At 67.9% G+C, this 11,343-nt stretch carries 12 protein-coding genes and 1 pseudogene; 7 read left to right on the forward strand and 6 right to left on the reverse strand.

Going from position 1 to position 11,343, the window contains the following annotated elements:
- Together QOC69_RS09345 and QOC69_RS09350 are read left to right on the forward strand one after the other, a co-directional pair.
- Nucleotides 1–770, forward strand: a 770-nt coding sequence (locus QOC69_RS09345) for an Rv1363c family protein (protein ID WP_526438653.1), incomplete at its 5' end; no start/stop codon positions are given.
- On the forward strand, nt 767–1,393 hold the full coding sequence (locus QOC69_RS09350; RefSeq protein ID WP_526438655.1) for an Rv1363c family protein: 627 nt from the start codon (nt 767–769) through the stop codon (nt 1,391–1,393). The genes QOC69_RS09345 and QOC69_RS09350, both read left to right, overlap by 4 nt.
- A 27-nt stretch (nt 1,394–1,420) precedes the next feature.
- Here QOC69_RS09350 and tnpB read toward each other — a convergent pair whose 3' ends face one another.
- The gene (gene tnpB, locus QOC69_RS09355; protein ID WP_526438657.1) at nt 1,421–2,800 is read right to left on the reverse strand and encodes an IS607 family element RNA-guided endonuclease TnpB; all 1,380 of its coding nucleotides are present in this window, start codon (nt 2,798–2,800) and stop codon (nt 1,421–1,423) included.
- Nucleotides 2,800–3,242, reverse strand: a pseudogene (locus QOC69_RS09360) (IS607 family transposase). The gene tnpB and the pseudogene QOC69_RS09360 overlap by 1 nt, the downstream one beginning before the upstream one ends.
- 106 nt (nt 3,243–3,348) lie before the next feature.
- Between QOC69_RS09360 and QOC69_RS09365 the strand changes: the two are divergent.
- The gene (locus QOC69_RS09365; protein ID WP_526438659.1) at nt 3,349–4,353 is read left to right on the forward strand and encodes a patatin-like phospholipase family protein; all 1,005 of its coding nucleotides are present in this window, start codon (nt 3,349–3,351) and stop codon (nt 4,351–4,353) included.
- Nucleotides 4,353–5,024 (forward strand): IspD/TarI family cytidylyltransferase, encoded by a 672-nt coding sequence (locus tag QOC69_RS09370; RefSeq protein WP_526438661.1) that lies wholly within the window; start codon nt 4,353–4,355, stop codon nt 5,022–5,024. The genes QOC69_RS09365 and QOC69_RS09370 overlap by 1 nt, the downstream gene beginning before the upstream one ends.
- On the opposite strand, the gene QOC69_RS09375 is transcribed toward QOC69_RS09370, so the two are convergent.
- Nucleotides 4,999–5,730: an IspD/TarI family cytidylyltransferase gene (locus tag QOC69_RS09375; protein WP_526438663.1), complete on the reverse strand. Its 732-nt coding sequence runs from the start codon at nt 5,728–5,730 to the stop codon at nt 4,999–5,001. The genes QOC69_RS09370 and QOC69_RS09375 overlap by 26 nt on opposite strands.
- 160 nt (nt 5,731–5,890) lie before the next feature.
- Nucleotides 5,891–6,904 (reverse strand): NAD-dependent epimerase/dehydratase family protein, encoded by a 1,014-nt coding sequence (locus tag QOC69_RS09380; protein WP_526438665.1) that lies wholly within the window; start codon nt 6,902–6,904, stop codon nt 5,891–5,893.
- 137 nt (nt 6,905–7,041) lie between these two features.
- On the opposite strand from QOC69_RS09380, the gene QOC69_RS09385 reads away from it, so the two are divergent.
- Both QOC69_RS09385 and QOC69_RS09390 read left to right on the forward strand, forming a co-directional pair.
- Nucleotides 7,042–8,256: a low temperature requirement protein A gene (locus tag QOC69_RS09385; protein WP_526438675.1), complete on the forward strand. Its 1,215-nt coding sequence runs from the start codon at nt 7,042–7,044 to the stop codon at nt 8,254–8,256.
- A 46-nt stretch (nt 8,257–8,302) separates the two neighbouring features.
- Nucleotides 8,303–8,722 (forward strand): ChaB family protein, encoded by a 420-nt coding sequence (locus QOC69_RS09390; RefSeq protein WP_526438667.1) that lies wholly within the window; start codon nt 8,303–8,305, stop codon nt 8,720–8,722.
- 11 nt (nt 8,723–8,733) lie between these two features.
- Here the strand turns inward: QOC69_RS09390 and QOC69_RS09395 are convergent, their stop codons facing one another.
- Nucleotides 8,734–9,993 carry an MFS transporter gene (locus QOC69_RS09395; RefSeq protein ID WP_526438669.1) on the reverse strand — a complete coding sequence of 420 codons (1,260 nt, stop codon included), beginning with the start codon at nt 9,991–9,993 and terminating at the stop codon, nt 8,734–8,736.
- Nucleotides 9,994–10,159: 166 nt separating this feature from the next.
- Here QOC69_RS09395 and QOC69_RS09400 point away from each other — a divergent pair, with 166 nt between their 5' ends.
- Complete coding sequence (locus tag QOC69_RS09400) at nt 10,160–10,888, forward strand: MerR family transcriptional regulator (protein WP_526438671.1); 729 nt, start codon at nt 10,160–10,162, stop codon at nt 10,886–10,888.
- A gap of 3 nt (nt 10,889–10,891) precedes the next feature.
- On the opposite strand, the gene QOC69_RS09405 is transcribed toward QOC69_RS09400, so the two are convergent.
- Nucleotides 10,892–11,343, reverse strand: a 452-nt coding sequence (locus QOC69_RS09405) for an ABC transporter permease (RefSeq protein WP_526438673.1), incomplete at its 5' end; no start/stop codon positions are given.

An 11,343-nucleotide genomic window follows, 5' to 3' on the forward strand; every position in this document is an offset into this window, starting at 1 on the left:
ACGCTCTCGCGCTGGCCGATGAGGCCGAGGCCGAGGCCGCCGAAGCGGAAGCCGTCGCCGCCGCCGCACGCGCCAGGGCGCGGGCCATCCGGCTGCGGAGACAGGCAGCGACTGCCGCGGAGGCGGCTACGGTCGCCAAGCCGGCCGATGTCGAGGAGATCGAGGAGACCGCAGCGGTCGAGCTCGACGAGCCGACCGCACCCGACGTCGCCGACGACGACACCGACGTCGACTCCGATGCCGACGAGACCGACGAGAAACCCGCCCGACGCCGCCGGCTCAAGCGACCAGGGTTGAAGGTGCTCGCCGCCGCGTTGGTGGTGGTGCTGTCGCTCGGGCTGCTGGGTGCCAGCGGATGGATGATCTGGCAGCACCGCCAGACCGTCGCCGAACAGCAGCGCTCGGCGGAGTTCGCCGCCGCGGCCCGCCAGGGTGTCGTGACTTTGATGTCGCTGAACTTCAGCCGCGCCAAGGAAGACGTGCAGCGCATCATCGACAACACCACGGGCGACTTCAAGAAGGACTTCGAAGGCCAGGCCGGCGACTTCACCAAGGTGGCCCAGGACTCGAAGGTGATCACCGAGGCCACCGTCAACGCCACCGCCGTGCAGTCGATGACCCGGGACACCGCCACCGTCCTCATCGCCGTGACCACCCGCGTCTCCAACGTGGCCAGCAAGGAGCAGGCGCCCCGGTCCTGGAGACTCAGCGTGGACGTGGCCCGCGACGGCGGACAGATCAAGCTGGCGAAAGTCGAGTTCGTGCCGTGACCGCAGACCACGAGGACAACGTGACCGACGACGTGACGACCGCCGTGGAAATCGACGAACCCGCAGCGCCGATCGACGGCGGGGACGCCGACGAGAACGCGACCGCACTCGACGAGACGCCACCCCGGCGTCGGGCACTCAAGCGCTTGCTGGTGCCGATCGTGCTCGCGGTGCTGCTCCTCGGCTCGGCCGGGCTGGCCTCCTGGGTGTACATGACCCAGATGCGCCCCGATCGGCAGACCGACGCCGCCGTGGCCGCCGAGACCATCAAGGCGGCCTCCGACGGAACCGTCGCGCTGCTGTCGTACACCCCGGAGACGCTGGACAAGGACTTCGCGACCGCCAAGACGCACCTCACCGGCGACTTCCTGGACTACTACACGAAGTTCACCACGGACATCGTCACGCCCGCAGCCAAGCAGAAGTCGGTCAAGACGTCGGCCGCGATCGTCCGCGCCGCGGTCTCCGAGTTGAAGCCCGACTCGGCGGTGGTCCTGGTCTTCCTGAACCAGTCCACCACCAGCAAGGAGAACGTCGACGGCTCGTTCACCGCGAGCAGCGTGAAGGTGAGTCTGACCAAGGTGAACGGCGCCTGGTTCATCTCGGCGTTCGACCCGGTGTAGCCGTTGCGAGTGAGTGATCTTTGGTGGTCACGCGACTCGCACCCCGTCTCGGGGTTGTTCGGCAGCCGTGTGGCTGCGTCCCTTCCGCGCTTCATCGCCACCTGCGGAGCGTGGCTCCGTCTTACGGTCGGCTCGACGCTTGACGGCGGCCCCGACTGGACCGACGACGCTAATGGGTTCCTCGTAGCGTGCAAGGTTGATGGCGGCACAGTCATCACGCTGATGCGATACCGAACAGTCGGCGCATTGCCAGTGTTCGGCCCATCCGATGTCCTGCACATGCCCGCAGGCATGACAGGTTTTCGACGACGGGAACCACCGGTTCGCCGTCACCAGATGCGACCCGTACCAGCCCGTCTTATAGGACAGGTGGCGCCGCGTTGCGCCCAGCGCCGAGTCCGACAGGCCGCGGCGACGTGCCCGCGCACCTGTCAGACCCTTCTGCTGCAACATCCCGGCCGCGTCCAAGCCTTCGACAACGATCCGGCCGTGAGTTTTGGCCAGTCTCGTGGTCAGGACATGGAGGTGGTGGGTGCGGACATCGTTGACCCGGCGGTGCAGCCGGGACAGTTCAGTGGTGCGTTCCCGGTAACGTCGGGAACCCTTCACGGCTCGGGAGCGGGCACGCGACACGTGCCGCAACTCGCGCAGCGCTGTTTCCAGTGGGCGCGGGTTCTCGACACGTTCGATCACGGTGCCGTCCCCGGGGGCCACGGTCGCCAACCGCCGCACCCCGACATCAACCCCGACCCGCGAATCAGGTAACGCCACGCTGGGGTGTTGGGGGCGTTGGATCAGCACCCGGACACTGGCATCCAGGCGATCACCGTTGCGGCGAACCGAGACCGCCAGCGCCCGCGCCCGACCGGCACGGATGAGGCGTTCGATGCGGCGGGTGTTCTCGTGGGTGCGGACGCAACCGATCACCGGCAGCGTGAGGTGCCTGCGGTCGGGTTCGACCCGCATCGCTCCGGTGGTGAAACAGACACGGTCGGCGTCGCGGCCCTTCTTCTTGAACCGTGGGAAACCGACGTTCTTCCCAGCGCGCGTACCAGCGTGGGAGGTCTGCCAGTTCCAGTATCCGTCCACCGCACCGGCAATCCCGTCGGCATAGGCCTCCTTCGAGCATTCCGGCCACCAAGTCACCCCCGTCTCGGCGTTGACGCACACGTCGTCCTTGACGGTGTTCCAGCGTTTCCGCAGCCTCGGAAGGGACGGCTTGGCGGTCTCGGTACCGGTCTGGCGCCACGCGTCGATATCGGCTTTCATAGTGGCGACTGTCCAGTTGTACGCCTTGCGGCGAGCGCCGAAATGCCGTGCCAGCGAATGGGATTGATCCTCCGTGGGATCCAGGGTGAACCGGAACGCCTGAACCGTCCAGCCTTCGGGCACCTCAAAACGCGCCATCAGGCCACCTCACCGTCAGCGGCAGCAGCTGCGGCGTCGACCACGCACCTGGCGCGGGTCGCCGCGGCACGTTTCCCGTACAGCCTTGCCCACATCGAGGTCAGGACCTCCGCCATATCCCGCACCAGGTCGTCATCGACCTCAGCCGGGTACCACCACAAGCCCTCGACCCTGCGCGAGGAACTTGCAACGGTGCCCGTTGCCCGCAGACCCCGACCTCGGTCACGACGTTGTCGACCGGCATCTGCTGGTCCGTTGCCCACGCAGCCCCACGCACATACACCGCAGTCCGTGATCGGGGGCCGGCTGCAACAGAAGGGTCTTCGATGAGAATCAGCCTGCCAACCTTGCGCGCCGATACCGGCAACAGGCCCGCACGCAACCAGCGATACGCAGTAACCCGCGCAACACCATCCCGTTTAACCCAGACCGCCAGACTCATACACCCGTTCCTACAACACACCACCGACAACTAACGATCACTCAAACCGGCCACAGCTGGTAACCCCCGGCGTCGGCCTCTTCAGCGCTGGTTGCAGAATCGCACCATGCCACCTTCGTCGAAGCCCGCCGACCTCGTCCTGTCGGGCGGCGGTGTCAAGGGCGTCGGCCTGGTGGGTGCGGTCGTCGCCCTGATGGACGCCGGTTACCTGCCGCAGCGGATATCGGGCACGTCGGCGGGATCGATCGTCGGCGCGGTCGTCGCGGCCGCCGCGCAGACCGGTGAGATGACCGGAGCGCAGGTGAAAGAGCTTGCGCTGCAATTGGACTACCAGAAGTTCCTCGATCCGGGTCTGGTCGAACGCGTGCCCCTGCTCGGCCCGTCAGTGGCCCTGGTTCGCGGGTCGGGCATCTACAAGGGGGACTACGCCCACGACTGGGTCCGCAGCCAGCTGCGCAGCCTCGGTGTGAGCACCTTTGGCGACCTCGCCGTCGACGATGACGAGCTGCCCGAGGAGCAGAGGTACCGCCTGGTGGTCACCGTCGCCGACGTCACCACCGGCCAACTGGTGCGGTTGCCGTGGGACTACCGGCGGGTTTACGGTCTCGACCCCGACGAACAGTCCGTCGCCGACGCCGTCCGCGCCTCGATGTCCATTCCGTTCTTCTTCCGCCCGGTGGCACTGACCAGCGCCGCAGGCCGCACCTCGACCCTGGTCGACGGAGGGGTGCTGTCGAACTTCCCGATCGACTCACTCGACCGCGCCGACGGCGAGGCGCCGCGCTGGCCGAGTTTCGGCGTCACGGTGCTGCCCAACCTGCCGGACGGCAACGACAAGGTGATCCCCGCGCTCGGTGCGCTGCGCCTGCTCGGGCCGCCGCATTTGCTGGAGGACGTCATCACGACCGCGCTGGTCGGGCGTGACCAGACGTACCTGAATCAGCCGTGGGTCAGCGCCCGCGCGATCCGGGTCGACTCGACCCACGTCGGGTTCCTCGACTTCGACATCACCGACGACGAAGTCGAAGCGCTCTACGCCAGCGGCTACGCGGCGGCCGAACAGTTCCTCGCCACCTGGAACTGGTCGGCATACCTGCGTAGGTTCCGCTGATGGAGCTGGCCGCGATCGTGCCGCTGCCCGCGGCCGTGCAGGCCGCCGCGGCGTTCGCGCCCGCGGCCGGAGAGGTGGCGCTGGTCCGCGTCGTCCGCGCGCTGCTCGGGCCGGTGCCCACGTCGGGCGTCGTCGTCGTCGCCGCTGAACCGCTCGTCGCAGGAGCCCGCGCGTGCCTCGACTCGGCGGGGTTGTCGGCGGTATCGGTGATCGCATCCGGCGCGCCGGGTATGCGGCGCCAATGCCTGGCCACCGCCATCGAACGCCTTGGCCGCGAACCGCATCCACCATCGAAGTTGCTGATCCACGATCACCGGCATCCACTCGCCCCGGTCGACGTGACCGAGCGCGTGATCGCAGGACTGCGTGCCGGTCACCGCGTCGTCGTCCCCGTCCTGCCGATGACCGACACGGTCAAGGCCGTCGACGACCGCGGCGCGGTGGTGGGCACGGTCGACCGCACCGCGCTGCGGACGGTCCAGTACCCCCGCGGCTACGAGAGCTCGCTGCTGTCCGAGTTGGTCGCCTGCGACGCCGACGAGTTCGTTGCCGCATTGACCGCGGGCACGTCGATCGCCACGGTGGACGGTGACGCCGACGCCTTCGCAGCCGAATTGCCCACCGACGCACGACTACTCGACGCGGTCAGCGCGACGCACCATCCTGGCTGACCCGGTCGCGCAGCATGTGTGCGGCCACCCGCACGTCGTCGGCGAAGGTGACCTTCAGATTCGCTGCTGCGCCGGGGAACACGTGTACCTCGACGTCGGTGAACCGCTGGATGCACGACGAGGTGTCGGTGCCGTCGAAACCGTCCTGTTCGGCGGCGCGGTACGCGGCGAGTAGCGGCATCGCGCGGAACGCCTGCGGGGTCTGCACCCGCATCAGGATGGTGTCGCCGGCCGGCGAGATGCCGCCGTCCGCGGCAGCACTGACGACGTCGCCTGCGGGGAGGGCCGGCACCGCGCCGCCGAACTCGCGCGCCGTGGCCAGCGCGGTGCGCATCAAGTCCGGTCCGGCCAGCGGTCGCGCGGCATCGTGGATCAGCACCACGTCGACGTCGCCCGATTCGATGTCGGCCGCCAGATACCGCAGCACGTTCAGTTCCGAACCGTGTCTGGTGTCGGCGCCCTCGACGAGTTCCACGGTGGCCCAACCGAGCTCGGCGTCGAGCATGCGGGCGGCCAGTTCGCGCTCGCCGCTGCGGAACACCAGCACCGTGCGGTCGATCTCCGGCGTGCGCGCGACGGCGTCCACAGACCACGACACCATGCTCCGGCCGGCCAGCGGCAGATACGCCTTGTTGCCGTCGGCGCCGACGCGCGTGCCCATTCCCGCGGCCAGCACGACACCGACGGCTCCCGGCACTGCGCGCATCCGCTCACGCTAGCGCGCCCGCCGAAGCGCCCTACGGATGGGCGGCGGTCGCTAGGTTCGACGTTGTACCTCCACCTGTCCGCGAGCGTGCGTGTTTGCCGGCGACACGCCGCGGATTGTCAGCATTTCGTTCAGCGGCACGCGGGCGAACCTCTGAGAGTTAAGCGACCTCACGCCTGCGACGCCGGTGCTCCCGGTACCAGTCCGCCGCCCGCCTGATCGACTCGTGTATCGGCTCAGGCTGCCAACCCAATTCGCGTTCGGCCTTGACGTGATCCATCGGCGGCATGACGTGCATCAGCCGCACGCTCAGGCTGGACAGTTCCATGTCGCGCCGCAGCACCCTGGCGGCTAGGTCGCCGGCGTAACCCATCGCATACACGAGGGACAGCGGAATTCCGAAGCGCGGCGGTGCCGACCTACCCGCGGCGGCCGCCGCCTCGTACAGTTCGCGCGCCGACATGAACCGTTCGGAGATGATGTACCGCTCACCAGTGCGGCCCTTCTCGGCGGCCAGCAGGAGGGCGGTCGCGGCATCCTCGACGCCGACCACCTCACTGGCGGTGCCCTTGATGTAGACCGGCATCTTGCCCGCCGCAGCCGCCGCGAGCAGTGCGCCGTGCGGAGTGGGCGCATGGTCGCCGGGGCCGTAGGTGTTGGCCACGCACAGCGCGACGGCGGGCAGACCGTGCTCGGCGGCGTAGCGCAGCACCCGGTTCTCCGCGTCCACCCTGGACTGGATGTAGCCGCCGCCCCTGTCCGCCCAGTTCATCGCGTCGTTCTCGGTGGCCAGCCTGTCGTCGCCGGGGATGCCGATCGTGCCGATGCTGCTGGTGAACACGAACCGGCGCAGATCCGAGTCGACCGCAGCGTCCAGGACGTGCTGCAGCCCTTCGACGTTCGTGCGGAACAATGGCGCCGGGTCGCGCAGCCACGCCCGGGCGTCCACCACGCAGTAGAAGACGTCGTCGACTCCGGACATCGCCGTTCGCAGCGCCTCGTCGTCGAAGACGTCGCCGTAGTGGTACTCGACGTCGAGGCCATCCAGCGCCGCGGTGGAACTCGTCCGGCGCACCAGCACCCGGACGTCGTCCCCGCGCTGCACCAGCTCCCGCGTGACGTGGGAGCCGAGGAAGCCGCTCGCCCCGATCACCAGTTTCTTCGGACCAGCCATGGCGTGAATGTAGCGGGCTTACCGTCGACCCGGTACGGTCACCGCCGTCGAGAAAGGACTGCGCGTCCGTGAACCAGCCCGAACATCAGCCAGAGCCCCCACCGCCCGGTGCGCCGCGCGCGCATCACCTGCGCCGCATGACGGGCCGCGACCCGCAAGAGCAGCACCGGGTGGCCACGCCGCTGGAACTGCTCTTCGATCTGACGTTCGTCATCGCCTTCGGCATCGCGGCGTCGGAGTACTCCCACCTGCTCGCCTCGGGCCACGAGGTCGCGGGGCTCCTGGCCTTCCTGTTCGCGACGTTCGCGATCTGCTGGGCGTGGATCAACTTCACCTGGTTCGCGTCGGCGTATGACACCGATGACTGGGTCTACCGGCTGATGACCATGGTGCAGATGGTCGGCGTGCTGATCCTCGCGCTGGGTCTTCCGCAGTTCTTCGCCTCCATCGAACATGGCGACCACGTCGACAACAGCGTGCTGGTGGCCGGGTACGTCGTGATGCGAACCGCGTTGGTGGCGCAGTGGTTACGCGCTGCGCAGCAGGACCCCGAGCATCGGTCGGCCTGCCTGACCTACGCCGCCGTCGTGACCATCGTGCAGGTCGGCTGGATCGGCACCATCTTCCTGTACGCACCCTTGCCGATCTCCTTGACGATCTGGGCGCTGCTGGCGTTCTCCGAGATGCTGGGCCCGTGGCTGGCCGAGACCCGCAAGGGCGGCACACCGTGGCACGCCCACCACATCGCCGAGCGCTACAGCCTGCTGGCGATCATCGCGCTCGGTGAGGGCGTCGTCGGCACCGTCGCGTCGCTCACCGCCGTGGTGGGCGAACACGGCTGGACCACCGACGCCATCCTCCTCGTGGTGGCAGGCACCGGCCTCACCTTCGGCATGTGGTGGGTGTACTTCGTGGTGCCAGCCGCGGATCTCCTGCACGTCCGCCGCGAGGTCTCCTTCAAGTTCGGCTACCTGCACATGGCCGTGTTCGCCGCGATCGTCGCCACCGGCGCGGGGCTGCACACCGCCGCCTACTACGTCGAGGACCACTCCGAACTCGGCGAGGTGGGCACCGTGTTCGCGGTGGCGATCCCCGTCGGGGCGTTCATCGGCCTGGTCTACGTGTTGTACGGATTGCTGGTGGGTGGCTGGGACGGGTTCCACCTATTGCTGGTGACGTTGACCGCGGCGGTACTGGTGACCGCCGTGCTTCTTGCCGGCGCCGGCGTGTCCATGGCGGTGTGCCTGTTGGTCGTCACGCTGGCGCCGGTGGTCACCGTGGTGGGCTTCGAAGTGCGTGGGCATCAGGCCGCCGCAGCGGCGTACGCGGATCGCCTCGCCGACACCTCGTAGCCCCGGAGGGGATTTCGTCTGGCCCGGTGCGGGGTAAGCACACACCATGCCGAAGACGACCAAGCGCGGGCAAGCGAAGCAGAGCGAACTACCCAGCACTTTGAAGAAGTCGCCCGCGAAGGCGCAGCGGACTTTCGCGAAGGTGCACGACGCGGCCGCCGAGCAGTACGGCGAAGGGGAACGCGCGCACCGAGCCGCCTACAGCGCCGTCAAGCACAGCTTCGAAAAGGTCGGCGACCATTGGGAGCCCAAGGACGAGAAGGGCCCGTCGGACGAGCGCGCCGAGAGCGGGGGGCCCAATCCCACGGGTGAGACCGCCGAGGGCGTCGATGCGAACGCGTCCAAGAAACATCTGATGGAAGTCGCCCGGCGTCTCGACGTCGAGGGCCGATCCACGATGAACAAGGACGAGTTGGTGTCGGCGATCATGAAAGCCAACCGCAGGATCTCTGACCAGAATCGGTGACTGATAGCGGGTCAGCCGGCCTCGAAGGTCTCCAGCAGCGAGCGCTCCTGCTCGGCCTTCATCAGATTGCGTGTCTTCCTGCGGGTGATCAGGATCCCGACGACGGCCAGGATCCAGATGGCGTACTGCACGGTCCACGCCACCCGGAACGACTCGAACGAATACCCGCCCATCGTGCCGAGGATCACGCCCATGGCCTGCATCACCAACAACGAGGCGATGAACCCGCCCATGTTGACCATGCCCTGCGCCGTGCCGAGGGTGGCGCTCGGATTGAACGTCCTGGCGAAGTCGAAGCCGACCATCGACCCAGGGCCCCCAACGGAGATCACCACGATCAGGACGATTAGCAACCACAACGGTGATCGGCCGGGCAGCGCGAGCACCACCGTCCACACCAGGGCGTTGCTCGCGATGATCGCCAGCACGATGCGGGAACGCCGGTGCGGATACCGACCGGTGAAGATCCCGATGGCGATGCCGGATGAGATGGCGGCGACGACCGAGACGGTCAGCATTGCACCGGCGACGTGGGTGGACTGGCCCTGGGCCACCGTCAGGTAGGGGACACCCCACATCAGGGCGAAGACCGTGACGGAGAACTGGGTGCCCATGTGAGTGAAGAAGCCCAGTCTGGTACCGGGACGGAGCCACACCGTCTTCACGCTGGCCAGGGTGGCGCGCACCGACGGGGTTTCGGTCGTGACGACGCGGCCGTGCGGAGCGTCCTTGACCACCACCAACACCAGCACCAGCGCAAGCACGCCGAACGCCGCGACCGAGACGTATGCGGTCGCCCAGGTGGTCCCTGCGAGCAGGGCCAGGAACGGCAGCGCGGAGAGCACCTGACCCAGTTGGCCGCAGATACCGGTGAGCTGAGTCAGCAGCGGAACCCGCCGGGGCGGAAACCAGTGCGGCACCAGACGCAGCACGGAGATGAAGGTGACGGCGTCGCCGAGTCCGACGACGGCGCGCGCCCCGATCGCCAGGGGCAGCGACGAGGTCAGCGCGAGGATGAGCTGGCCGGTGGCCATCAGCGCGGCACCGGCGACGATCAGCGCCCGTGACCCGAAGCGATCGAGCAACAGCCCGGCTGGAACCTGAGCAGCGGCGTACACCACGACCTGCAGCACCACGAACGTCGACAGCACGCCCGGGGTGGCGGCGAACCGCTCGGCGGCGTTCAGCCCGGAGACGCCAAGCGTGGTGCGGTCCAGCACGGCGACGATGTAGGCCAGCAACCCCGTCGTCCAGATGATCCACGCACGCACTCGATCAATCGTCGCGCACAACCGGCTCTGAAGGCCAATCGATATCCAGAACTTGCACGAACAGTGAATTCTCGCAAACTTCAAGTTCAGGGCTACAGTATGTCTATGCGGTGTTGCGGAACGCAGAATTCCATAGCCCTGACCGGCATGTTGAGAAAGTATCGGGTTGGCTGAGTACCGGCTGGACGAGCTGGCCCAGCTGTCGGGAGTTAGCGTCCGCAACATTCGCGCGTACCGCGAGCGCGGTCTGCTCGATCCCCCGCGCCGCCAAGGACGGTCGGCCTACTACGACGGTCATCACCTGGGTCAGTTGAAGGTCATCAACGATCTGCTGCGAAGGGGCTTCAGCTCCGCGCACATCGCCGAGTTCTTCACCAGCATCCGCGACGGTCACGACCTGGCCGACCGGCTAGGCCTGCAGGAGGCGATCTTCGGCCGCCGTCCCCAGACGACGGCGACGGCGATCCCGGTCGACCCGGCCGGCGCCGAGGCGCGTCGGCTGTGCGAGAGCGGGCTGGCCCAAGTCGTCGACGGCCAGTTGACGTTCACCAACCCCGCGGTCGCTGAGATCGTGGGCCGGGCCGACCAACCACTCGACTACCTTCGGGCGATGCTGCGGGTTCACGACGTCGCGAGTGATGCGATAGACGACCTGGCCGCCGCAAAGGTGAACGCCCTCGTCGGATCGGTCCGCGCCCGGTTCGGCACGAACTACGTGCCGCGGCCCGAGGGCATGGCCGAGTTGCGTCGTGCCGTCGGCGATTACCGCGACCTCGGCAACCACGTGGTCTCCGACCTCCTCGACGCCGCCGTGAGGCGTGGGCTGATCACCGCCGTGTCGGACTACGCCGCGGGAAACCTGATTCGCGGAGACTGGGATCCGAACGCGCCCTGACGGTCACACCCTGGTGGTGGCGGGATCGCCGCCGAACCGCTGCGCGAGCCACACCGGAATGATCGCCAGCACCGTCAGCGCGGCGGCGACCACGTTGATGACCGGAGCCTGGTTGGGCCGGAACAGGTTTCCGAAGATCCAGATCGGCAGGGTCTGCACGGTTGGTCCCGCGGTGAACGTGGTCACCACGATCTCGTCGAAGCTGAGCGCGAAGGCCAGGATCGCGCCTGCGACCAAGGCGCCGCGCATCATCGGAAATGTGATGTAGCGGAACGTCTGCCACGACGAGGCGCCCAGGTCGGCGGAGGCCTCCTCGAGGCTGGTGCCCAGCCTGCGCAGTCGGGCCTGGGTGTTGTTGAAGACGATGACGATGCAGAACGTGGCGTGTCCGATGATCACGGTCGCCAGCCCGAGCGTGATGCCGAGCGCCGAGGTGAACGTCGCGTTGAGCGCGA

It is taken from the genome of Mycobacterium sp. (assembly GCF_032162105.1).
GTDB lineage: Bacteria > Actinomycetota > Actinomycetes > Mycobacteriales > Mycobacteriaceae > Mycobacterium.